This window comes from Pseudosulfitobacter sp. SM2401 (genome assembly GCF_042932805.1).
In the GTDB taxonomy this organism is placed as follows: Bacteria; Pseudomonadota; Alphaproteobacteria; order Rhodobacterales; family Rhodobacteraceae; genus Ascidiaceihabitans.
Map to the genome: position 1 here is coordinate 4,022,103 of NZ_CP170633.1, position 21,929 is coordinate 4,044,031.

The following is a 21,929-nucleotide window of genomic DNA, read 5'->3' on the forward strand; positions in this document are numbered from 1 at the left end:
CCATGCCAAATGCAGCCACCTATTTTGTTGACCGCCACCTAAGCGAAGGGCGCGGCGACAAAATTGCGTTTCGCGAATATGGTACTGGCCGAAGCCTCAGCTATGAGGCGTTGGTGACCACGTCGAACCAAGTCGCAGGTGCCCTAGCGCGCGCCGGCATTTATCGCGAAGAACGTGCCGCGATGCTGGTCTTGGACACCATCGAATTCCCGCAAGTGCTCTGGGGTGCGATTAAGCATGGCGTATTGCCTGTGCCGCTCAATACTTTGCTGGCGACGCCTGTGTATGACGGCATTTTGCGTGACAGCCGTGCAAGTATTCTGTTCGTTTCGGACGTGCTTTATGACATCGTCGCACCGGTGCTGGCCGACAATCCGTATCTGCGTCAGGTGGTTATCATTGGCGATGGGCCTTCGACCTCTGATGCGACGAATTACAAGGATTTCATCGACGGTGCGCCGCCATCTGCAACCGTTGCCGCTAGCGATGACGAGGTGGCGTTTTGGTTGTATTCGTCGGGATCAACCGGCGCGCCCAAAGGTGTGCATCACGTTCATTCCAGCCTCAAGGCGACCTGCGACACCTATGGCGCACAAGTGCTTGGCATTCGCGAATCCGACACGGTTTATTCTGCCGCCAAGTTTTTCTTTGCCTACGGCCTCGGCAACGCGATGAGCTTTCCCTTGTCTGTCGGCGCGACCACCGTGCTGTTTGCAGGGCGCCCAACCCCTGATGTCGTGGTCGATATTTTGAACACGGAACAGCCCACACTCTTTTGCGGCGTGCCGACGCTGTATGCTGCGATGTTGGCCTACATGGACACGCAGGGCGCGGCCAAAGCCCCCTTGCGAACCTGCATTTCTGCGGGCGAGGCATTGCCCGAAGATGTGGGAACCCGCTGGGTCGACATGATGGGGGCCGACATTTTGGACGGGGTTGGATCGACCGAAATGCTACACATCTTTTTGTCTAACGCACCGGGCGACGTCGTCTACGGAACCTCCGGAACGGCCGTTCCGGGGTACGACGTGCGGCTTGTCGACAGCGATGGGCGCGATCTGGGCGTCGGTGAAGTTGGCGAACTTTTAGTCAACGGTGCCTCTGCTGCTGGCGGATACTGGAATCAACGCGACAAAACTCGCGCGACATTCGAAGGGGTCTGGACCCGTACAGGCGACAAATATGAACGGCGTGCTGACGGGCGCTTCGTCTACTGCGGGCGCACGGATGACATGTTCAAAGTGTCGGGCATTTGGGTGTCTCCATTCGAGGTCGAATCCGCTCTGATCTCGCACCCGAGCGTGCTTGAGGCGGCGGTTGTCGCGGCGCGCGATGACGAAGGTTTGGAAAAACCCAAAGCCTTTGTGGTTCTGAACGCAGACGTATCGGGTGATGGTTTACCCGAGCTGTTAAAGACCCAAGTGAAAGAGAAAGTTGGCAAATGGAAATACCCGCGATGGATCGAATTTGTGAACGAATTACCCAAAACTGCGACTGGCAAAATCCAGCGCTTCAAGCTGCGTGATCCGTCATGATCGCTGAATGGAGCAAGACGCCGCGCCAACCGTTGCGCATCGATGACGCCTCACTGGAATACGCGTGCTTTGGGCCATCACCTGACAAGGCACCGACGATTGTGCTGCTGCACGAGGGGTTGGGATGCGCTGCATTGTGGCGTGATTTGCCCGAGCGTTTGAGCGCGGCCACAGGCTTTGGCGTGTTGGCGTATTCGCGTGCGGGGTATGGGCGGTCGTCAACGATCACGCGCCCGCGTCCGTTGGATTATCAAACCCGCGAAGCGATGGATGTGATCGGGCCGGTTCTGGACGCTGTCGGTGTGCAGCGCGCAGTTTTGATGGGCCACAGCGACGGTGCAACGATGGCTGCGATTTACGCAGGTTCCGTGTCCGACATGCGGGTGCGTGCCCTGATCTTGATGGCCCCACATTTCTTTATGGAAGCCAAAGGCCTGGATGCGATCCGCGCTGGTAAAGCACAGTACGAGCAGGGCGATTTGAACATCAAAATGGCAAAGTATCATGACGATCCTGATGCCGCATTTTATGGCTGGCACGACGCGTGGGTCGATCCGGGAAATGCGGATTGGAACGTGGCGGATTGCATCGATCACCTGCGTATTCCAGTGTTTGCGATCCAAGGGCGCGATGATGCCTACGGCACGCTTGATCAGATTTCCGAGATTGAAGAACGGATTTACTCGCCGGTTGAAACCTTGATCTTGGATGATTGCGGACACGCGCCGCATCTTGAAAAACCGGATGAAACTTTGCTAGGGATTTCCGACTTTTGCGCAACTCTGGCGCGAATCGAAAACGCACACGTCGACATTGCCTGACGACATTCCCACGCCCCCGCATGCCTACGTTCCCGGGCAAAATGCGCGCCATCCAGAGGATTGGTTTGACGGCATCAAAGCCGAAGTTGCTGCGGGTTTGCCGACAGAGCGGACACAGGCGTGGCGCGCCGGATTGTGGTATTTGGACAAGGGCTATTTTTGGGAATGCCACGAAGTACTCGAGGCGGTGTGGATGGCGTTGCCGAACCCTTCGCCGGAACGGGATATGACCCAAGCGTTGATCCAGCTCGCCAATGCACGCCTAAAACTGAAGATGGGCAAACCGCGTGCGACACTGCGGCTTTGTGTGATGGTTCAAGGTTTGCTTGATGACCAACAAGGCGCGATTCTGGGGGTCGACGTGGATTGGCTGCGTTCACAGTGTATCGTTGCCGAGCTTGAGGCCAGACAGGGCCGATAAGATGCGCTAAAATGCATATTGTGCGAAATATCACACTTATTGCCTGCATTCCGCGCATCCAATCAGTAGTATACTGACAAATACGCGCCGTCGCGCAGGAGATTCCCGAATGACCAAACGCATCGATTTTCAGACTGACCCTAGCCAATACCGGCACTGGCGCGTGGAATATGACGGGCCGATCGCCAATCTGTTTATGGATGTGGATGAGGATGGCGGCCTGTTCGATGGCTATCAGCTTAAGCTGAACTCGTATGATTTGGGCGTTGATATCGAACTGGCGGACGTCGTGCAGCGGATGCGGTTTGAACACCCGGAGGTCAAGGTTGTCGTCATGCAATCGGCCAAGGACAAAGTGTTCTGTGCGGGCGCAAATATCCGGATGCTGGGCGGTGCGGCGCATTCCCACAAAGTCAATTTTTGCAAGTTCACCAATGAAACCCGCAACACCTACGAGGCCGCCTTGGTGGACAGTGGGCAGAACTATATCTGCGCGATCAAAGGGGCGTGCGCGGGCGGCGGGTACGAGCTGGCCTTGGCCTGTAATCACATCATGCTCACCGACGATTCCACGTCATCTGTGTCTCTGCCAGAGGTCCCGTTGTTGGCGGTTTTGCCCGGTACTGGCGGGCTGACGCGCGTCACGGACAAACGCAAAATGCGGCGTGACTTGGCGGATGTTTTTTGTTCGGTCGAAGAAGGGGTCAAAGGCAAGCGCGCGGTGCAATGGCGCTTGGTCGATGAGATTTTCCCGAACTCGAAATTCGATGATGCAGTGAAAGAACGGGCGATTGATTTGGCGGCACGCTCGACCAAGGTCGAGGCTGCAAAAGGTATCACCCTTACGCCATTGCAGCGCGAATTCTCGGACGATGCGGTGATCTATTCCACCGTTGAGGTGACGTTTGACCGTGTCGCAGGGCGGACGCGTGTGTTGATAAAAGGGCCAGAGGGCGAGGCCCCCGCTGACATGGCTGCATTCGAGGAATTGGGCGATCAGGCCTGGATTTTGCGGTGCGCACGCGAGCTGGACGATACGCTTTTGCATCTGCGTCTGAACGAAATGGATTTGGGGTTGGTTGAATTCCAGACCCAAGGCGACGGCGCTGCCGTAGTCGCCCATGAAGCACTCATGTTGAACAACGCAGATCACTGGCTGGCCAACGAGGTTCTGAAATATTGGAAGCGTGTGCTGAAGCGGGTCGACATGACCTCGCGCTCATTGGTGGCGCTTGTTGAACACGGCAGTTGTTTTGCGGGGCCGTTGGCTGAGCTGCTTTGGGCGGTCGATCGCAGCTACATGATGCTGGACGAATTTGATGGCGACAATCGCCCAGCGGCTGCGATCACGCTGAGCGCCGGCAACTTTGGCATCTACCCGATGGGCAATGATTTGACCCGTCTGCAAACGCGATTTTTGGGAACACCTGAGGCAGTTGACGCGGCACACGAACGTATCGGCGCGGCGTTAGAGGGCGAAGACGCCGAGGATTTGGGGCTGGTCACATTTGCCTATGACGACATTGATTGGGACGACGAAGTGCGCCTGTTCATGGAAGAACGTGCATCGTTTAGCCCTGATGCGATGACGGGGATGGAGGCCAATTTGCGATTTGCCGGCCCTGAAACCATGGAAACACGTATTTTTGGGCGTCTGACGGCGTGGCAAAACTGGATTTTCCAACGCCCGAATGCGGTGGGCGAAGACGGTGCGTTGCAGCGCTACGGCACGGGTGTGCGCGGGAAATACAATATGGAGCGGGTTTGAGTTTTTCGCAGGCTTTAAGCGCAAACGAAAACCCCGAATGAGACATGGCGCCAAGCGCCTTTTGAGGAGACGATGATGGACTTGTTGAACGTAAGCTACGACACGCAGATCCCGAACAATGTGGGCCTGAGCCAGGACAAGAAAGTGCTGAAGGCGCTTGAGAAATGGCATCCCGGCTATATCAATTGGTGGAACGATTTGATCCCGCAAAACTTTCAGGACAGCATGGTGTATTTACGCACTGCAGTGTCGGTTGACCCAAAAGGCTGGGCGAAATTCGACTACGTGAAAATGCCGGAATACCGCTGGGGCGTGCTGCTTGCCCCTGCCGTCGAGGGCCGTATGATTCCGATGGGCGAACATTTTGGCGAACCCGCATGGCAAGAAGTGCCAGGTGAATACCGCAACATGCTGAAGCGCCTGATTGTGATCCAAGGCGACACAGAGCCGGGTTCGGTGGAGCAACAGCGCTTCTTGGGGCTTACGGCGCCATCGCTTTATGACATGCGCAATCTGTTTCAGGTGAACGTCGAAGAAGGTCGCCACCTCTGGGCGATGGTCTATTTGCTGCAAAAGTATTTTGGCAAAGACGGACGCGAAGAGGCGGATGACATGTTGGTGCGCTCCTCTGGATCTGAGGATTCACCGCGCATGTTGGGTGCCTTTAACGAAGAAACGCCCGACTGGCTGTCGTTCTTCATGTTCACTTATTTCACTGACCGTGACGGCAAAATGCAACTGGAAAGCCTTGCGCAATCAGGCTTTGATCCGCTGTCACGCACTTGCCGTTTCATGCTGACCGAAGAAGCGCACCACATGTTTGTAGGTGAAACTGGCGTCGGTCGTACGATCCAAGCCACGTTGGATGCGATGGCGGCCAATGGCATCACGGATCCCTACGACATTGCGAAAATCCGCGACTTGGGTGTGATTGACCTGCCAACAATCCAGAAAAAGCTGAACTTGCACTACACATTGTCGCTGGATTTGTTCGGTCAAGAGGTCAGCACAAACGCTGCCAACGCGTTCAACTACGGCATCAAAGGGCGCTACATGGAGCAGCGCATTGACGATGACCACAAGCTGCAAAATGATACTTATGCGGTGACGTCCATCAAGGACGGACAGATTTTGACCGAGGACGTGCCGGCCCTAACAGCGATCAACATGCGTCTGCGCGACGACTATGTACGGGATGCGTCTGGCGGCGTGGGCCGCTGGAACAAGCTGATTGCAAAGTCAGGTGTTCAATTCGAATTCAAGATGCCGCACGAAGGGTTCCACCGTCAGATTGGTGTGTTTTCATCTGTTGCAGTTGATCCGGATGGCAACATCATTTCGGCCGAGGATTGGGCGGCGCGTCAGGAAGAGTGGCTGCCGAGCAAAGAGGATGGTGCCTATATTCAATCGCTGATGAAGCCGTGCTTTGAGGCTGGTAAATACGCGACTTGGATTGCACCACCCAAGGTCGGAATCGATAACAAGCCGGGCGATTTTGAATATGTAAAGTTGCACATGGCCTAAACCGAACAGGCGGGCGACACGCCCGCCTTACCCGATCCCTAACCACAGAAAGCGCCCCATGTCGCAGCCAACGCCTTTTAAGCAGCACCTGATTGATCCGGAAATCTGCATCCGCTGCTATACCTGCGAGATGAGTTGCCCGATCGAGGCGATCACGCACAATGACGACAATGTTGTTGTGGACGCCGACAGGTGTGATTTGTGCATGGCGTGCATTCCGGTTTGCCCGACGGGATCTATCGATGAGTGGCGTGTTGTGAACACGCCTTACTCGGTCGAGGAACAGTTCGGATGGGAAGAACTGCCTGACCAAGAGGCCATCGAAGTTGCAGGGGACGAAAATGCAGATGGCGAAATGGACGTCGCCATCGCCGCCCTTCTGGATCAAGCGCATGCAGGTGCTGGCGGCAAGGCCAAGGCACCAGCGAGTGCTGCCAAACCGACCATCAACATGTACAACTTAGGCAATCCGGCGCGCGCCACAGTGCAAGGCAACTACCGTTTGACCGAGGCGGACAGCGACGGCGATGTGCGCCACATCATTCTAGATTTGGGCAGCCTGCCGTTCCCCGTGCTTGAGGGCCAAAGCGTCGGGATTATTCCACCCGGAACAGACGCAAATGGAAACGCGCATTTGCCGCGCCTGTATTCCGTGTCCAGCCCACGGGACGGTGAACGCGCAGGTTTCAACAACCTGTCTTTGACGGTCAAGCGCGAGGACGGCGGCCTGTGTTCCAATTACGTTTGTGACCTTGGCAAAGGCGACGAGGTGCAATTGACTGGCCCGTTCGGCGCGACGTTCTTGTTGCCATCCGATCCCACAGCGCAGGTGTTGATGATTTGCACCGGTACAGGCTCTGCCCCGTTTCGCGGCATGACGATGCACCGCCAGCGCGACATGCCAAGTGTGCAGGGCGCTCTGTCATTGGTTTTCGGGGCGCGAAGCCCGCGTGACTTGCCGTATTTTGGGCCGTTAAACAAAGTGCCAGACAGCTTTTTGCGCAAGTCGTTTGCGTTCAGTCGGCAGGCGGATGCGCCCAAGCAATATGTGCAGGACAAGTTGCGCGAAGACAGCGATCATGTTGCGACACTGCTGGCAAACCCAAACGGGTACATCTATATTTGCGGCTTGAAAGCAATGGAAAACGGGGTTGAGGAAGCTCTAAAAGACATCGCGCGTTCTGCGGGGCTTGAGTGGAGCACCCTGCGCGATAGCATGCGCGAAGACGGTCGATATCACGTGGAAACCTATTGATGCGCCCGCCATTTGTTCACGAAATTCGAGTAACTTGGGGCGATTGCGATCCGGCCAAAATCGCCTACACAGGCCGATTGCCGGCCATGGCGCTGGATGCAATCAACGCCTGGTGGGAGGAACATTTGGGCGGCGACGGCTGGTTTCAGCTGGAATTGGACCGCAACGTCGGCACGCCGTTTGTGCATCTGTCACTGGATTTTCGCAGCCCCGTCACCCCGCGACACCGCTTGCACTGCGAAGTCTGGCCGCAGCATTTGGGCGACAAATCGATCACCTTCCGCGTTGCTGCGCGTCAAGATGATGTGCTGTGTTTTGAGGGGACGTTTGTGTGCGTGTTCACCATCGCGGATCAATTCAAAAGCCAGTCCGCCCCGGCTGATATCCGCGCCGTGGTGGAACCCTTGATCAGGCCTGCGTGATGAACAAATCCAGTAACTTTACGTCGCAAAGCCCGCTGATTGAGCGTTTGTCCGAACGGGTGCGTGCCGCGCGCAAGGCCGCTGGAATCCCACGGCGTGAACTGTCGGAACGCTCTGGCGTGTCACCGCGCTATCTGGCGCAGCTAGAAAGCGGCGAGGGCAACATTTCGGTGTTGCTGCTAGAACGGGTGGCGACGTCACTGGGTCTAAAAGTCGAAGATTTCCTCAGCGATTTTGGACCACTCAGCGAAGATACCCAGCGCGTTGCGCGGTTGTATCAAGGGTCCTCGGCGGAGATGCAGGGGCGTGTGCGCGGATTGCTCGCGCCGCAAAATCAAACGGCGATGCGCGCGCAACGTGTGTGTTTGGTCGGCCTGCGTGGTGCTGGAAAATCGACGCTGGGGCGGCGCGCGGCGCAAGCGCTTCGCATTCCGTTTGTTGAACTGAAATCAGAGATCGAAAATCGCGTTGGCATGCCCGTGTCGGAAATTATGGCCCTCTACGGTCAGGACGGATATCGCGGGTTTGAAGCCGAAGCGATCGAGGCGGTCATTCAGCAGCACGAGCGTGTCATCCTGTCTGTTGGCGGCGGAATAGTGGCCGAAACAGAGACGTTTACCGATCTTTTGTCGCGCTTCCATACCATCTGGATCAGAACCAGCCCCGCCGAGCACATGGAACGTGTGCGCGCGCAGGGCGACTTGCGCCCTATGGAAGGCAATCCTCAGGCTATGGATCAACTGAAGGCCCTTTTGGGCGCGCGTGAACCGCTTTACGGGCGAGCACAAGCACAAGTTGATACGTCAAATCGGCCAGAGCAATCTTCGGTCAACGATGTTTTGACGACGATTGCAAAACACAGATTCATCGACAAGCCGGGCCCGTAGATGGACCTGCGCACGCGCTTGGAAAACGCGTTTTGGCTGACGTGTGATGAACTTTTGATCCAGCATACAAACCCTTGGGAACTGGACGAGGCGCTTAAGACCTTTGGTTTTGGTGTCGGGCCTTGCGAGGTCATGGATCACGTAGGATTGATCGGGATTCATGCCCGTGGGCAGGCGCACGCGTCGAGTATCCTGCCAAGGATGGTTACCGAAGGGCGGGTCGGTAAAATCGGTGGTGTCGGATTTTACCGATATCCGGGCGGTGGCGGGGCAGTGATTGACCCGTTGATCGAGGATTTGATTCTAGAGGAGGCGTGGTTTGCGAAAGTCGCCCGCGCACCAATGACAGATGCGCAATTGGTCGAATTTGTTCTGATGAAACTGAAGATGGCGTTGCAGGGGACGGATCCGGGTTCTGCACGGACTATCCTGTTTGAACGACTGCACTTTCCGGTTGAAAAGCTTGCGTTGCTCGAGGTGTAGCGCAATGAAAAAGGGGCCGCGAAAATCGCAGCCCCCTCGTAAAATTCAGATCGTAAAACTTAGGACCACGCGACTTCCGCTGGGCGGAATTCAAACGAGATGTGATGACCACCACCAACAAGACCGTCACGCGTGTGGTTGTACAACGAGCGCCAGTAAGGCTGGATCGTCACGCCTTCTTCTTGAACCAAGGCTTGGCCTTTTACCATCAAAGCGCGGCGCGCTTCGACGTCAGGTGTTGCCAACGCTTCTGTTAGGATGTTGTCGAATTCCGTGTTGGACCAACCAAATTCGTTCCATGCTTCGCCCGAGCGATAGGCCAAAGCCCAAACCTGGACGCCCAAAGGACGGTGGTTCCAGTTTGTGGAAGAGAACGGATACTTGGACCAGTCGTTCCAGAACGTGGAACCCGGCAAAATCGTCCGCTTCACCTTGATGCCAGCGTCGCGCAATTGGGCTGCTACAGCGTCGGTGGTGTCTTTGCGCCATGCATCGTCAATCGACATCAGCTCGTGCTCGAAATCAGCCATGCCAGCTTCTTCCATCAGGGCCTTGGCACCTGCGGGATCAACTTTGCGCTCTGGCAATTCAGCATATTCCGGGTGCATCGGACCAACGTGGTGGTTTTCAGCAGTGACACCGCGACCGGCAACACCCAGTTCCAGCAGAACGCTGTTGTCGACAGCCATTGCGATGGCCTGACGGACGCGCTTGTCGGCATATGGTTTTTTGCCATCAACTTCGGCCAATTGGTTCGGGCGAATGACGATTGTCGCCGCCGTCACAACAGAGTTGTTCACCCAGCCGTCGAGCGTGTCGAAGACGTCGATGAATTCACCCTCGATGGAGTAGGTCATGTCGATTTCGTCAGCTTCTGCGGCGGCAACAAATGCCGATGGATCCGTGCCGTAATCAATGTATTCGATGCGATCGATGTATGCGCCGTTGCCTGCGTTCCACCATGTGTGATCTTCGTTGCGAACCAACACGCCTTTAACACCAACTTCGAGCGATTCAGGTTTGTAAGGGCCTGTGCCAACCGGGTTAGAAAGTGCTGTCTCTGCAGTGTAGGACGCAGGTACGATCGCAGCTGGGTAGTCAGCCATACCAGGGATCAATGAAATGTCGGCACCTGGCAGGTTCAACGTCACGGTGTGGCTGTCTGTTACGACGATCGCACCATCAAGCGCTTTGTTCGTGTCGGCGTTGATCAAAGTGGCGAAACGACCAGCCATTGAGTTGCCCTCAACGTCTTTGTCACACCAGCCAGTGATGTTGCGCGCAACGTCTTCGGCGGTAAAATCAGAACCGTCATTCCATTTGACGCCTTTGCGTACGTTCAGAACGTAGGTTTTTGCATCTTCGGACACTTCCCAGCTTTCGAGAAGTTGTGGTTTGAAGGTACCGTCGTTTTCATAAGAAACGAGATATTCCAGCCAACCGCGTGAGAAATTCGCGATTTGGGACCAGTCATATGTACGTGGATCTTTGAGCGCGCGGACTTCTGTTTGGTAGCGAATTGTGCCGCCGGTTTTGTGACCATCGGCCATCGCTGGTGTCGCCATGCCTAGCATGCCGTAGGCTGTGGCAGCTGTCGCACCGAATGCGCTGGCAAGGGCCAGGAATTCGCGGCGGTTTACTTCGCTGTCACCGGCGCTTGCGGCTGAGTCCACGATTGACTTGGGCAAAGGCGAACCTGTGCGTGTGAAAAATGTCATTGTCTTCCTCTCTGTTGGCGTCGCGATGCTCAACTACTTTAGCCGAGTGTCGCGCCACGATTGTGCAGGTATGTCCCACACTAGGTGTTGCAGTTGATCTGCGTTTTGAACGCCTCCCCTGTTTCGGGGGACATCTGGATAGTCAGTATGCAGGCGCATGGCGTCAACCCCCACATCGGTGCGTAGGTTCAATATAGTAAAAAGTTTCTTGAATGCGACCCTTGTACTTGAGCGTCCTTTATCGTCGTAAAAGCGCCGCTTACGGACAATTGCGTGTTTTTCGTCGTGTCTTGAGGATAGGGGTTTGGTATTTAGGCCGCCCTACATTCCAAAAAAGTGAAACTAGAATGTTGCGTTAGCATTGATGTGATGTTCGATTCCGTTGCTGAGCGGAATGAGAGACCGTGACCCAATTGCAGCGCGTTCCGCGCTACACGATGTTTTCAAATCCCATCCGGGATTTGGTTTTGGCGTGCTTGGCTGACTTTAGAAATCAATGCTGACGCCGGGCAATTTGAGTGCTTTCATCAAGTCGCGCAATTCCTGACGCGCCGCGATATTCGAGATGTTCAGTTGTTTTACGCCGATGTCTTTTAGATCCAGCAAGGTCAAACCACGTGGGAAAAGCTCTCGGAAAATGACACGTTCGTTGAACCCGGGTGCAATGCGAAAGCCGATCCGGGAGGCCAGCATTTCAATGGCCCGTTCCATTTTTTCTTTGTTCACCATGCGTTGCGCACCCATTCGGTTTCGCACAACGATCCAGTCAATGGGCTGAAGGCCAGCTTGAGCACGCAGTTGTCGCGCGTTCCAAACCATCTCGGAGTACACGGATGGGCCTTTGATTTTGTCACCGGTCGCATCAATGCGGGCCAGCAAATCAAAATCGACAAAACTGTCGTTCAGTGGCGTGATCAGTGTGTCAGCCAGAGAATGTGCAACCTGACTGAGGCGCGTATGCGAGCCCGGGCAGTCGATTAGAATGAAGTCATTGTCCGGTTCAAGCGCGGCCACCGCTGCGGAAAGACGGTGATCATAGATGTTTTCACCGGGTTTTAGCGCGTTTGCATCGATCTCGGGCAGTTCATGAACGTCTGGACTGGGCAGGGTTAGATTGGCAGCGGCACAGAATTCGTTCCGGTTTTCCACGTAACGGCTAAACGTGCGTTGTCGCAGGTCCAAATCCAAAGCGCTGACTTTGTGCCCCATGCGCGACAGGGCCGACGCCACATGCATCGAAACGGTTGATTTGCCCGCGCCGCCCTTTTCATTTCCGACGACGATAATATGCGCCATGACGCTGTCCCCTTTGTCAGGGCGAAAGGCCCTGATCATATGTTTCGTGTACTATATGTTGGGGCTTTGGCTTTTGGAAGCGTCACATGGGCGTGTTTGCATCCTTCGTGTCTGGCATGTCGCGCAAGGGTGCCAACAAATCCGCGTAACGGTACCAATCTGATCTGCGTGCTGTGGGGGCGGATGTGCAATTGCGTGACCATTTTAGCTGGCAGACTTCGACCATCGCACGTGCAGATTGCCCGCTTGAGCGCAGTAAGGCATCACCGGATATGGAGACGATTGAGCCGCCGGAAAGCTCTTCCCAATGCTGCATTAATTGCCTGCTGTGTGCTTGATAGGCGCGTAGATCGTTAAGATCATGCGTGCAGCCTAGGTTTTTATTGTCATGTGACCCGGCATACATCGCCCACCCGGTCCGCATTTTGTCGCTTTTTATGTGGACGATGCGGGCTTCGGGCAGGGCGGCGTGGATCAAACCTGACCAGCGAAAATTCAACATGGCCGAATCGATGACAATTTCGCTGCCGTTTGCAGCTTGAAGCAAGCCAGAGCGCAGTTCAGACTGTAGAGCCATCAGGTCATCACGGCTTACATCGCGACTGCCTGATTGCCGCAGCTGGCGCATGAATCTGTTCATTACAGCTTCGATCAAATGCAGCGGACGCGCGGTCGCAGGCTTTGCCGCACTTTGCAAAAGTTCGCATGCATAAGAACGACCCGACCCGGGCAATCCTGTTACAAAAATTGGTAGCACCGAAGATTTTGAAAGCGGCAACGCGGTAAACCGAAGTCGTTTTAGAACAGTAAACAAAGCGCTGTCTTGGCTGCGTCGGTAGGGTGTGTTTATGCACTGGAATTTATGGAATTGTACCAGATGCTGCCGAGCAACTTCGCGCGCATCGATAAAGTCATAGTGGCGAAAGATCACGTGATGAAACGCTGCTTTTTGGTCGGCCGGAGTGGCTGGCAGTGTCACCTTTTCTTCGATTTCAGCCAAAGTCCGTTGTGCTAGGTCCGGGCGGTCTGGCGAAATGGACGCCGCGAGCACCGGCGCTGGGATTGCAGAATTTGAAACCAACGGCGCACAAATTTTGTTGATCTCTGCAATGTCGTGTGGAGTTTTTGCCAAACGGCGTGCGAGCCGTAAGGAATTCCCTTGAGGATCCCTTTGTACAGATTTTAAGGCGCTCTCAAATGATGCCTTTTCCAGACCCATTTCGAATTGAACCATTGCGATCAACCTAAGCGCTTCGGCATTTGACGAGTTAACGCTTAGTTCGTCTAAGGCGTCATGTGGTTGCCCTGCAGTCAACAAACATTCGGCGGCCTTGCGATGGTAGAGTGTCTCTTCAGGACACAGCGCACGTGCCCTTTGGAAACAAGCAGCTGCCTGACGTTGACGATTTAAGGCCCGCAATGCAGCACCTTTTCCTGCCCATAGTGTCGCCTGATCCGACTGTGTTAGCGCACGTTCAAACAATGAAACTGCATCGCTATAGGCGTCACATGCTAATGCGCATTCTGCTCTTAATTGCAGAAGCCGTGGATCAAGCGGGGCCAGAGGTTGAAGAGCATCAACAGCAGCCCTCGCGCGATCAGTTTGGCCTTGTTTAAGGTAAACGCGAGCCTGCCCCATGCGCGCCAAGACATCAGCATCAAGTGGAACCCGTCGTCGCCAAAGCCCAAAGATTTCCGAGCGGCTTTGTCGGATAACTGGCTGCATGTCCATTTTGGCGCATTCCTTGCTGTGTCAATATCAGGAACCTGTGCGCAAAAGATTACCAAAGCATCAAAGCTTTGTAGAAAAATGGAAGTAAAACGAAAAAAGGCACCACCGATAACGGTGATGCCTATGCACTGGAAAATCCGATTTGGATTTAGAAGCCCAAACCTGCATATTTGTTTTTGAACTTGGAAACGCGGCCACCTGTATCCATCAAACGGCTGTTGCCGCCTGTCCATGCCGGGTGCACAGTTGGATCGATGTCCAAGGACAGTTGATCGCCCTTGGCACCCCAAGTGGATTTCATTTGAAAGATCGTACCGTCAGTCATTTTGACGTTGATCGTGTGATATTCGGGATGTGTATCTGATTTCATCTACCCAGTCCTTACGCTTTGAGAGGCTTGTAGTTTGTGTCTTCGGCGATACGTGCGGATTTACCGCGACGTGCGCGCAGATAGTACAGTTTGGCGCGACGCACGCGGCCACGACGGACAACTGTGATTTCGTCGATGTTCGTTGAGAACAACGGGAATACACGTTCAACGCCTTCACCAAATGAAATTTTGCGAACTGTGAAAGATCCGGCAATACCTTTGCCGTTGTTGCGTGCAATGCACACACCTTCATAGTTTTGAACACGGGTACGCGTACCCTCAGTTACTTTAAAACCTACGCGGATAGTATCGCCGGCTTTGAAATCTGGGATGTTTTTGCCCAGAGAGGCGATTTGCTCCGCCTCCAGTTGTGCGATCAGGTTCATCTGACGCTTCTCCTATGTAACGTGGTTTTCCCACTGATTTTGCGCGATGTCAGAGCTCTGCGTCTTCACCGGGTCCACCGAGGTGCCCGCCAGAGGGTAAACGTCATCTTTCCTTTGAATGCTTTTGTGTCGTTATCTTGCCAACGAAGAAGGCGGCACGGCGCAAAAGGCCCGGGCGATAAATATCGAATCCGAACTTGCGTTGTTTAGGATCGGAAAGCCTTTAGGTCAAGGGGCGCGCGCATCATGCTGCCGTGATCAAGCAACCGATTTTATACTTGGTGCCGTTCCGATTGAGAACACTGAAACAGCTTTTGAGAGGCTATTCGTCGAATTGTCCAAAACGACACTTGTCACAGATGTTTCTTCGATCATTTCGGCGTCTTCTTGTGCTGCGCGATCTAACCCTTCCAGCACGGTTGTGATGTCAGACAGGCTTTGGTTTTGCTCTTGGATGCTTTGATTGATGTATGTCACTTCGTGGTTGGTTTTTTGAACAGTTTCCAAAATTCTAGTCAATGCGACACCAGACTTTTCGACCAAGGATACGCCGTTCTGAACTTGTTCTTCGCTCTTTGTAATGAGCGATTTAATCTCGTTGGCGGAATCTGATGAGCGTTGAGCAAGCGCACGTACCTCGGTTGCAACCACCGCAAATCCTCGGCCTGCGTCTCCGGCGCGGGCAGCCTCGACCCCGGCATTCAAGGCAAGCAGGTTGGTTTGAAATGCGATATCCTCGATCAAATTCACGATTTGGGAAATTTCACCGGCCGATTCTTCGATTTCTTGCATCGCCATGACGCATTCTTCGACAACTTTTGCCCCGTCGTCAGCGAAATGCTGTGATGTGGCCACAGTTTTGTTGGCGGTTGCGGCACTTTGCGCCGCGATATCGATTGAATGACCTAAGGATTGCAACGAAACAGTAACATCCGACATTGATTGTGCCCGACCTTCTGATCGTTTGGCATGATTTTTGGCCGCCGATGCGATTTCCGAGGCAGTTGCCCTGATTTGACTGATCTGCTGGGTGACGTTCTCAATTGTGGTCGTCAAAGATGCCACGGCATCGTTGTAATTTGAACGAATACTTTCATACTCTTTCGAAAAGGGCGTTACAATTGGCGCGTTCAGATCATTCGCAGCAAGTGATGCCAATGCGGCTGACAGCGCGGAAACAACGTTTTCCACTGCTTCGTGCGATTTTTGTTGCTCCGTTTGCAACTTGATCGTGGCGGCCTGGGCAGCAGCATCCGCAGTGTGCGTTCGTTCAATTTGTGCCGTCGTTTCAGCGAGGGCTTGCTGCGCGCGTTGGGTCTGTTTTTCGGCCTCCAGCTGGGCTGTTCGTGCGGCATCTCGAGCTTCAGAAGCTTCGGCTAATGATTTTTCTGCTTTCACCTGTGCAAGGCGTAGCTCTGCGTTGTCTTCGGCAGATTTTTTCATCAGGTAGACGCGTTTGCGGACAGAGAAATACAGCAACGCAGTTTCCATCACGATAACCCCACCGTGAAAGGCCGTTCGCCAGAGCGCGGCACCTACGTCTGAATTTGGATAAACTAGGGCGGGCAAAGCGATACTTAGAGTGGCATGATGCAGAGCAATTAACCCTGCGGCGGCAAGCAATGCATTGGGGTTCAGCAGCAAAAACAGAACTGCAAGAACAGCATAGTACAACATGTGACTGTCCATTTGCCATGCGTGGCCTGCGAATGCTGCCGTGATCAAAGCGGTTTGCCCGATGGTCGCTAAAACAAGGACATAATCAGTAAGAGATGGAACAAAACGTTTCGCAAAAAACGACAAAACACAGAAGGCAAATGCGATCTGTGCGGTCATCAGGATATCATTTCCCGCAGCCCAAGCAGTAATCACAGCACCAATCGCACCGGAGTAAATAACGCCCAAAACCATACGACGTCCGCCTGCGCGCACTGCATTAAACTGTTTTGAGTTTTTCATTTACCAATCTCCACAAAAGAACGTCGCCAAGGCGTGACTGCCAAATGAAACATGTCCGGCGGCCCAAAGCGTTTCGCGGAACTCGGGATTATGCGACGTCGCAAAGACCCCAAATAGTGCGCGTGTAGGTCCAATTGGATCACCGCCCGCCGCTATGATCGTGTCTGTCGGATCACGCCAGGGACTGGCCAAAACGATGATTGGAACGCCAAGCCGTGGTGCTGTGGCACCTTGCACCATCATGGGCATTGCGAGCATCGTGATGCTCACGCACACTAGGAATCCGATTTGTAATTGTGTCACGAGTCGATTTTTCATGGGGCTGTTTTAATAGCCAATCCCTTGCCAATCCGTGAATTTGAAACCGAAAAGTTTCGACAAAATTGCAAAGGTGCGGTTTCGCGGAAAATACTCGACAGATTCAGCCGCGCTTTAGTACATCTTCATGTCCAGCAGAACGATTTCTGAATACAGATGATCCACGTCGACAGGCGCCATCGCGCCCTTGGTATAGAATCTTGGAACCGCAAAAGGTGCAATCGCATCGGCGGTCACCTCATTTGCAACGAACCGGCTGTCCACGGACAAAACGGCGTTTTCCCGAGGCAAGATGCTGTCAGCGATTGCGCGGGCGTGGCGCGCAAAGGTTTTGGAGTCGCTTAAGTACAACGTTTCATACGTCACATATGCATCGTGTTTTTGTTTGATCATCAGCAGGATCAAACATGGCCCATCTGGCGTTTGGACAAGCCGGGGGTGCAGATTTAAACCTGCATGATCGGTCAGAATTTGACGGTCCTTGACAGAGATTTCTGCATCTTGTGCCAAAGGGTCATCGATGACAGATAACCCGCCTGTAATGCCGCGTGTGCGCCAGATATGTCGCTGTGTATCCAGCGGTACTAACCCGGCGCGTTCGACAACTGGAACCGCACCTTTGGCGGATGAATAGTTGGTCACAGTCACGCTTGGGTCCGCCATGATCAGCGACAGCATTTGACCGCCCAAGCCCATCCCGCGATGGGATTTCAGCACATACCAAGAGGTCATGTTCATCGTGCGTCGAGGCCCTGCATCCGTCATCCGAACTGCGCTGACCAATCCGAGCACGCCAACCAAAACACCAGCGTCACGTGCCGCTACTGCATAGGGTGCGTCCTCGCCCCAGCGCCCATCCAGCAAACGTCGCCAACCGTCGATGTCCCACTTTGCCTTTGGAAAAGCGGCACACATAAATTGCGCAATTTCTTCGCGGTCTTCGGGTGGTGCGTAGGCGATCTGAACCATGCCCGCAGCCTACGGCGTTTCGATCACGGACGACAGGCATATCCACTCAAAGCCTTGCAAACGATCTAGCAAAGCATCGATGAAATCCCATGTGGCAGCGTCGGTTTGCAAGTGATGGGTCAGGAACCCGGTTGGCTCATTTGCCTGTCCCAAACGGCGGGCACAAAGATGTTCGACGACTTGGGCCAACGTCTTTTCCGTGCCACGAAACTCGGCTCCGTTCTTCCATCGGACAGGATCAACATGTGCGTTGATCTGCTGCAAACCTGCGACGTCGGCAGCCGATGCGCCACCATCAAACGCCGACAGCATTCGAAAGCCAAGTGCGGGCAAATGCGGCAATGTTTTTTGCGCTACGCGGTTCCATGGCGGGACTAGCACGGGCAGTAAATTGGGCAACTCGGCCATTGCCAGTTTCTGCCAGCCCGCGCGCAAATCCGCAATTTGCAGGGTGACATCACGCAGATCGCCAATCTCGGATGCACGGGTGCCTTTGGGTTCGTGATTAACATGCGCGAACCCGTGCTGCAGGGCGTAAACGAGGGGCGATGCACTTAGTCGCGACGCCAGCGCGGGGTTGATTCCAACCGGAATAACGGCCAGATGCAAAGGTGCTGCATAGCGTTCGGCAAGGCCAATCAACCGGTCCAAGTCATCCGTCGGGGCCTGTGTGTCATCATCGCGCCACCAAAACGTCGGGCTACATCCCGCGTCTTTCCATAGCTGTAATTCTGCATCCAGATCGACCCAAGTCGCCATGGATCAAGTCCGCTTTTTCTTGGGAGCGATCGGCGTGTGCTGTGCCCATAAATCCGGGCGGCGGGCTTGGGTCAGCGCTTCTGACATCTCGCGCCGCCACTCAGCGATTTTCGCATGATTGCCCGACATCAAAACGTCTGGGATTGCGCGCCCGTTCCAGTCCGCAGGTTTGGTGAATTGCGGGTGTTCCAGCATCCCGTTTGAGTGGCTTTCCTCAACCGCGCTGTCGGCATTTCCCAGCACACCGGGCAGTAGGCGAACGGTGGCGTCGATCATCGCCTGCGCGGCCAATTCGCCCCCCGTCATGACAAAATCACCCAGCGATACTTCTTGGACGTTATAGTGTTCCAGCACACGTTCATCGACACCTTCAAAGCGCCCACACAGGATCGTGACGCCATCGCAACGCGCCCACGTGCGAGCCATATTCTGATCAAAGCGCTGCCCGCGCGGCGACATGTAAACGATTGGGGATTGGCCCTTTTGACGTGCAATCGCGGCCTCGATTGCGGGGCCAACAACGTCAGCGCGCAACACCATGCCCGCGCCACCGCCTGCTGGGGTGTCATCAACGTTGCGGTGTTTGGTTAGCCCGTAATCGCGAATATTATGAGTGTGCAATTGCCATTTGCCGTCTTGCAACGCGCGTCCGGTCAGGCTGGTGCCAAGGACGCCGGGAAAGGCATCTGGAAACAAGGTTAACACGCGCGCTTGCCACACGCCTGCCAGTTCCGGTGTGGTCTCCATCAAGCTGCGAGGTTGCACGCTGGCGCTGATCGATTTGCGCCCAAATGACTTTGGTGTTTTGCTCATTTTTGCGCCCCTTGTGCCAAGATTTCCTGCTTGGCGGCCTTGCGTGTATCGCTGTCTGCGTATGCACGGTTTGCCTCTAGCAGCGCAAGCAGCACTGCGTCACTATCGGGCGTGCTCACCTTGGACTGCGGAACGATCTGAGCACGCAGATCATCTGGCACATCGCATAGATCCAACAACGGATCAGTTGGTCCCAGCCTAAGGTCAACGCAGTCTTCCAGCGGTGCATAATGCACCGGACAAGGAACCGCATCTTTGGTCTGCGCGATGATCTGATCAAAGTCCGCCGCCGCAGAATATTTCGTTTCAAACTGATCGAAATCCAGGGTCATGGAGGAAGATCTCACGTGCTCCCAATAGGCGCTTTTTAACCAGGCATCCGGCCTACAGGTCGAAAAATAGATGACGTGTTCGGTCTTTGGAAACAGCTCGGTGGTCTTGCGCGATATTGCGTCCATCAGGATTGGTGTCGCGGAATAATCCATCAGATCACCACGCCCCGGCATCTGGCCTGACAGGTCTTCGGCCGAGATCACCAAACACCGGTGCGGCATCGGCGGCATGCGGTCCAATAGCACGTCAAACCGGTGCTTGACCTTGGCTAATGTCAACGCGTCGCGCCGGGTCGAATAGCCGCGCGTGGCATGCAACAATTTGGTCATCTGCCCCTTGAGACGCATGGCCACCGCGGGCATCAACAGCTTGCGATTGGCACGCAATGTTTGCTGAACAGAAGTCGTGCCAGCCTTGTGAAATCCAGCATGGATCACGACACGTTTGGGCATGCCTAGAACACACCTTCGGGCGGGTCCGCGATAATGCGGCCGGTGTCCAGATCAACAGTCGGGATCACGGCGAGGGTAAAGGGCAACAGAACGGTGGCTGAGCTATCGGGCAGTTGTACTTCTAACAAGTCGGACGCGCCGTGGTTCTGTACCGATTTGACAGTGCCCAATGTCTCGCCGCCGGTGTCCAGCACCTGTAAACCAGTGAGGTCCGAATGGTAGTATTCGTCGTCAGGCAGGCTCGGCAATTGGTCACGACGGGCGTACAGTTGCACGCCTTTTAGCGCATCAGCCTGCTCTTTGGTCGTGACCTCGGCGATGCGTACCGCGTACCCGTTTTTGATCTGCCGGATGATGGCGAGGGTGAACGCGTCGCTCCCGTCCTCGCGGGTCAGCGGGCTGTAGGTTTCGATGTCTTCGGGGATCGCGCAATAGCTTTTGATGCGCAGTTCGCCGTTAACGCCATAAGAGCCGCCAATGCTGCCCACACAGATGAATTCATCGCTCAATTGTTTGTTCCTTCGCATAGGCCGTTGATGAATTCGCCGCCTCGCGTGTCGCAATTGTCCGAGGCACCAAACCGTTCGTACAAAATGCCAGCGACAAATGCGATTGCAACAAGGAATATCGTGCGGATCAATCGGAACATCTAGCGGCTTTCGATATGCAGATCGGGGCGGCGGTGCTCCCATCCGGCGGTTTCCAGTTCAGGGGTGGTCGAATTGGTTTCTGGCCAGCCGATGCACAGATAGGCGATCAAGGACCAATTGGGCGGGACATCCAGATTATCGCACAACCGCGGGGCATCAAGGATCGAAACCCAACCCATGCCCAGCCCGTTCGCGCGGGCGTGCAACCACATCAGATTGATCGCGCCAACGACTGAATATCGGCGCATTTCGGGCATGGTCGTGGCCCCAAGACCAGAGCCTTGCGTCGTTTCGTCATCGCAGAAAACCGCAATGTGTTCAGGGGCTTCTTGCATGCCAGACAGTTTGAGGCCTGAATACATCGCGGCCTTTTCACCATCGTAACCTTTGAGGGCTTCGGCGTTGGCTGTTTGATAATTTTCGATTGCTTTGGCGCGGGCATCGGGGCTGGTCACCCGCACGATGCGCCAAGGTTCTGACAGGCCCACGGATGGGGCCAGCCTGAATGTGTCGAGGCATTGCATCAGCAACGCCTCGTCCACGGGTTTGGTCGAGAAACGGCGCACATCGCGCCGCCATCGCATCAACTGCGATAGATCGGATCGGAAGCTGTTCGAGAACGCCTCCATCCCCCAATTTACTCGGCTGCTGCGTCTTCAGCAGGGGCTTCGGCAGGTGCCTCAACCGGAGCTGCTGCGGCTTCGGCTGCTGCTGCGGCCTTGGCGGCTTTCTCTTCGACGCGCTCTTGAGCTTTCTTGTGCGGTGTACCCTTTTTCGGGTTGTTACGCTCAGCTTTTTCACGAACGCCAGCAGCTTCGAGCATGCGTGCGATACGGTCTGTTGGCTGTGCCCCTTGACCCAACCAGTACTGAACGCGCTCCATGTTCATTTGCACGCGCTCTTCGCTGTCTTTGGCCAACAACGGGTTGTATGTGCCCAATTTTTCAATAAAGCGACCATCGCGTGGCATGCGGCTGTCGGCAGCCACGATGCGGTAAAATGGACGTTTCTTGGAGCCACCACGGGCGAGACGGATTTTCATAGCCATGAGATTGTAT

Annotated in this window: 24 protein-coding genes; 9 read left to right on the forward strand and 15 right to left on the reverse strand. The window is 54.8% G+C overall.

Features of this window, described 5'->3' with window-relative positions:
- Positions 1 to 2 precede the first annotated feature (2 nt).
- From ACFIO0_RS19800 to ACFIO0_RS19840, 9 genes are all read left to right on the forward strand, one after another.
- Entirely contained in the window at positions 3 to 1,535 is a 1,533-nt protein-coding gene (locus tag ACFIO0_RS19800) for a benzoate-CoA ligase family protein (protein ID WP_390912117.1), read from the forward strand.
- Complete coding sequence (locus ACFIO0_RS19805) at positions 1,532 to 2,356, forward strand: alpha/beta fold hydrolase (RefSeq protein ID WP_390912118.1); 825 nt, start codon at positions 1,532 to 1,534, stop codon at positions 2,354 to 2,356. The genes ACFIO0_RS19800 and ACFIO0_RS19805 overlap by 4 nt, the downstream gene beginning before the upstream one ends.
- Entirely contained in the window at positions 2,349 to 2,777 is a 429-nt protein-coding gene (locus ACFIO0_RS19810; RefSeq protein ID WP_390912119.1) for a DUF309 domain-containing protein, read from the forward strand. The genes ACFIO0_RS19805 and ACFIO0_RS19810 overlap by 8 nt, the downstream gene beginning before the upstream one ends.
- 109 nt (positions 2,778 to 2,886) lie before the next feature.
- Positions 2,887 to 4,545: a 2,3-epoxybenzoyl-CoA dihydrolase gene (gene boxC / locus ACFIO0_RS19815; protein ID WP_390912120.1), complete on the forward strand. Its 1,659-nt coding sequence runs from the start codon at positions 2,887 to 2,889 to the stop codon at positions 4,543 to 4,545.
- A gap of 72 nt (positions 4,546 to 4,617) precedes the next feature.
- Positions 4,618 to 6,069 carry a benzoyl-CoA 2,3-epoxidase subunit BoxB gene (boxB, locus tag ACFIO0_RS19820; RefSeq protein ID WP_390912121.1) on the forward strand — a complete coding sequence of 484 codons (1,452 nt, stop codon included), beginning with the start codon at positions 4,618 to 4,620 and terminating at the stop codon, positions 6,067 to 6,069.
- A gap of 58 nt (positions 6,070 to 6,127) precedes the next feature.
- The gene (boxA, locus tag ACFIO0_RS19825) at positions 6,128 to 7,324 is read left to right on the forward strand and encodes a benzoyl-CoA 2,3-epoxidase subunit BoxA (RefSeq protein WP_390912122.1); all 1,197 of its coding nucleotides are present in this window, start codon (positions 6,128 to 6,130) and stop codon (positions 7,322 to 7,324) included.
- Positions 7,324 to 7,746, forward strand: coding sequence for a thioesterase family protein (locus ACFIO0_RS19830; protein ID WP_390912123.1), 423 nt, complete (start codon positions 7,324 to 7,326; stop codon positions 7,744 to 7,746). Before boxA ends, ACFIO0_RS19830 begins: the two co-directional genes overlap by 1 nt.
- Positions 7,746 to 8,633 carry a shikimate kinase gene (locus tag ACFIO0_RS19835; protein WP_390912124.1) on the forward strand — a complete coding sequence of 296 codons (888 nt, stop codon included), beginning with the start codon at positions 7,746 to 7,748 and terminating at the stop codon, positions 8,631 to 8,633. Before ACFIO0_RS19830 ends, ACFIO0_RS19835 begins: the two co-directional genes overlap by 1 nt.
- 54 nt (positions 8,634 to 8,687) lie before the next feature.
- Positions 8,688 to 9,116, forward strand: coding sequence for a 3-hydroxyacyl-CoA dehydrogenase family protein (locus ACFIO0_RS19840; protein WP_390912125.1), 429 nt, complete (start codon positions 8,688 to 8,690; stop codon positions 9,114 to 9,116).
- 59 nt (positions 9,117 to 9,175) lie between these two features.
- On the opposite strand, the gene ACFIO0_RS19845 is transcribed toward ACFIO0_RS19840, so the two are convergent.
- From ACFIO0_RS19845 to rpsP, 15 genes are all read right to left on the reverse strand, one after another.
- Positions 9,176 to 10,834, reverse strand: a complete 1,659-nt coding sequence (locus ACFIO0_RS19845) for an ABC transporter substrate-binding protein (protein ID WP_390912126.1) — start codon at positions 10,832 to 10,834, stop codon at positions 9,176 to 9,178.
- 486 nt (positions 10,835 to 11,320) lie between these two features.
- Positions 11,321 to 12,130, reverse strand: a complete 810-nt coding sequence (locus ACFIO0_RS19850; protein ID WP_390912127.1) for a division plane positioning ATPase MipZ — start codon at positions 12,128 to 12,130, stop codon at positions 11,321 to 11,323.
- 82 nt (positions 12,131 to 12,212) lie between these two features.
- Positions 12,213 to 13,769, reverse strand: a complete 1,557-nt coding sequence (locus ACFIO0_RS19855; protein WP_390915375.1) for a sulfotransferase — start codon at positions 13,767 to 13,769, stop codon at positions 12,213 to 12,215.
- A gap of 241 nt (positions 13,770 to 14,010) precedes the next feature.
- Positions 14,011 to 14,232, reverse strand: coding sequence for a 50S ribosomal protein L31 (gene rpmE, locus ACFIO0_RS19860; RefSeq protein ID WP_390912128.1), 222 nt, complete (start codon positions 14,230 to 14,232; stop codon positions 14,011 to 14,013).
- 11 nt (positions 14,233 to 14,243) lie between these two features.
- Positions 14,244 to 14,618 (reverse strand): 50S ribosomal protein L19, encoded by a 375-nt coding sequence (gene rplS / locus ACFIO0_RS19865; RefSeq protein WP_390912129.1) that lies wholly within the window; start codon positions 14,616 to 14,618, stop codon positions 14,244 to 14,246.
- Between the two features lie 258 nt (positions 14,619 to 14,876).
- Positions 14,877 to 16,577: a methyl-accepting chemotaxis protein gene (locus ACFIO0_RS19870; protein WP_390912130.1), complete on the reverse strand. Its 1,701-nt coding sequence runs from the start codon at positions 16,575 to 16,577 to the stop codon at positions 14,877 to 14,879.
- Positions 16,578 to 16,895: a hypothetical protein gene (locus ACFIO0_RS19875; RefSeq protein WP_390912131.1), complete on the reverse strand. Its 318-nt coding sequence runs from the start codon at positions 16,893 to 16,895 to the stop codon at positions 16,578 to 16,580.
- 114 nt (positions 16,896 to 17,009) lie between these two features.
- On the reverse strand, positions 17,010 to 17,864 hold the full coding sequence (locus tag ACFIO0_RS19880; protein ID WP_390912132.1) for a GNAT family N-acetyltransferase: 855 nt from the start codon (positions 17,862 to 17,864) through the stop codon (positions 17,010 to 17,012).
- 9 nt (positions 17,865 to 17,873) lie between these two features.
- Positions 17,874 to 18,623, reverse strand: coding sequence for a polysaccharide deacetylase family protein (locus tag ACFIO0_RS19885; protein ID WP_390912133.1), 750 nt, complete (start codon positions 18,621 to 18,623; stop codon positions 17,874 to 17,876).
- Between the two features lie 3 nt (positions 18,624 to 18,626).
- Positions 18,627 to 19,436, reverse strand: a complete 810-nt coding sequence (trmD, locus tag ACFIO0_RS19890) for a tRNA (guanosine(37)-N1)-methyltransferase TrmD (RefSeq protein ID WP_390912134.1) — start codon at positions 19,434 to 19,436, stop codon at positions 18,627 to 18,629.
- The gene (locus ACFIO0_RS19895; protein WP_390912135.1) at positions 19,433 to 20,221 is read right to left on the reverse strand and encodes a hypothetical protein; all 789 of its coding nucleotides are present in this window, start codon (positions 20,219 to 20,221) and stop codon (positions 19,433 to 19,435) included. Before ACFIO0_RS19895 ends, trmD begins: the two co-directional genes overlap by 4 nt.
- Before the next feature lie 2 nt (positions 20,222 to 20,223).
- On the reverse strand, positions 20,224 to 20,730 hold the full coding sequence (gene rimM / locus ACFIO0_RS19900; protein ID WP_390912136.1) for a ribosome maturation factor RimM: 507 nt from the start codon (positions 20,728 to 20,730) through the stop codon (positions 20,224 to 20,226).
- A complete protein-coding gene (locus tag ACFIO0_RS19905; protein WP_390912137.1) occupies positions 20,727 to 20,870 on the reverse strand; it encodes a hypothetical protein in 144 nt (47 codons plus the stop codon). The genes rimM and ACFIO0_RS19905 overlap by 4 nt, the downstream gene beginning before the upstream one ends.
- Positions 20,871 to 21,500 carry a 5,6-dimethylbenzimidazole synthase gene (bluB, locus tag ACFIO0_RS19910; RefSeq protein WP_390912138.1) on the reverse strand — a complete coding sequence of 210 codons (630 nt, stop codon included), beginning with the start codon at positions 21,498 to 21,500 and terminating at the stop codon, positions 20,871 to 20,873. It lies immediately after the preceding gene.
- An 8-nt stretch (positions 21,501 to 21,508) separates the two neighbouring features.
- Positions 21,509 to 21,919 carry a 30S ribosomal protein S16 gene (gene rpsP / locus ACFIO0_RS19915; RefSeq protein WP_390912139.1) on the reverse strand — a complete coding sequence of 137 codons (411 nt, stop codon included), beginning with the start codon at positions 21,917 to 21,919 and terminating at the stop codon, positions 21,509 to 21,511.
- Positions 21,920 to 21,929 lie beyond the last annotated feature (10 nt).

Coding starts and splice junctions, on each gene's coding strand:
- ACFIO0_RS19800 (WP_390912117.1), top strand. CDS start 3: ATGCCAAATGCAGCCACCTATTTTGTTGACCGCCACCTAAGCGAAGGG.
- ACFIO0_RS19805 (WP_390912118.1), top strand. CDS start 1,532: ATGATCGCTGAATGGAGCAAGACGCCGCGCCAACCGTTGCGCATCGAT.
- boxC (WP_390912120.1), top strand. CDS start 2,887: ATGACCAAACGCATCGATTTTCAGACTGACCCTAGCCAATACCGGCAC.
- boxB (WP_390912121.1), top strand. CDS start 4,618: ATGATGGACTTGTTGAACGTAAGCTACGACACGCAGATCCCGAACAAT.
- boxA (WP_390912122.1), top strand. CDS start 6,128: ATGTCGCAGCCAACGCCTTTTAAGCAGCACCTGATTGATCCGGAAATC.
- ACFIO0_RS19830 (WP_390912123.1), top strand. CDS start 7,324: ATGCGCCCGCCATTTGTTCACGAAATTCGAGTAACTTGGGGCGATTGC.
- ACFIO0_RS19835 (WP_390912124.1), top strand. CDS start 7,746: ATGAACAAATCCAGTAACTTTACGTCGCAAAGCCCGCTGATTGAGCGT.
- ACFIO0_RS19845 (WP_390912126.1), bottom strand. CDS start 10,834: ATGACATTTTTCACACGCACAGGTTCGCCTTTGCCCAAGTCAATCGTG.
- ACFIO0_RS19850 (WP_390912127.1), bottom strand. CDS start 12,130: ATGGCGCATATTATCGTCGTCGGAAATGAAAAGGGCGGCGCGGGCAAA.
- ACFIO0_RS19855 (WP_390915375.1), bottom strand. CDS start 13,769: ATGGGGCAGGCTCGCGTTTACCTTAAACAAGGCCAAACTGATCGCGCG.
- rpmE (WP_390912128.1), bottom strand. CDS start 14,232: ATGAAATCAGATACACATCCCGAATATCACACGATCAACGTCAAAATG.
- rplS (WP_390912129.1), bottom strand. CDS start 14,618: ATGAACCTGATCGCACAACTGGAGGCGGAGCAAATCGCCTCTCTGGGC.
- ACFIO0_RS19870 (WP_390912130.1), bottom strand. CDS start 16,577: ATGAAAAACTCAAAACAGTTTAATGCAGTGCGCGCAGGCGGACGTCGT.
- ACFIO0_RS19875 (WP_390912131.1), bottom strand. CDS start 16,895: ATGAAAAATCGACTCGTGACACAATTACAAATCGGATTCCTAGTGTGC.
- ACFIO0_RS19880 (WP_390912132.1), bottom strand. CDS start 17,864: ATGGTTCAGATCGCCTACGCACCACCCGAAGACCGCGAAGAAATTGCG.
- ACFIO0_RS19885 (WP_390912133.1), bottom strand. CDS start 18,623: ATGGCGACTTGGGTCGATCTGGATGCAGAATTACAGCTATGGAAAGAC.
- trmD (WP_390912134.1), bottom strand. CDS start 19,436: ATGAGCAAAACACCAAAGTCATTTGGGCGCAAATCGATCAGCGCCAGC.
- ACFIO0_RS19895 (WP_390912135.1), bottom strand. CDS start 20,221: ATGCCCAAACGTGTCGTGATCCATGCTGGATTTCACAAGGCTGGCACG.
- ACFIO0_RS19905 (WP_390912137.1), bottom strand. CDS start 20,870: ATGTTCCGATTGATCCGCACGATATTCCTTGTTGCAATCGCATTTGTC.
- bluB (WP_390912138.1), bottom strand. CDS start 21,500: ATGGAGGCGTTCTCGAACAGCTTCCGATCCGATCTATCGCAGTTGATG.
- rpsP (WP_390912139.1), bottom strand. CDS start 21,919: ATGGCTATGAAAATCCGTCTCGCCCGTGGTGGCTCCAAGAAACGTCCA.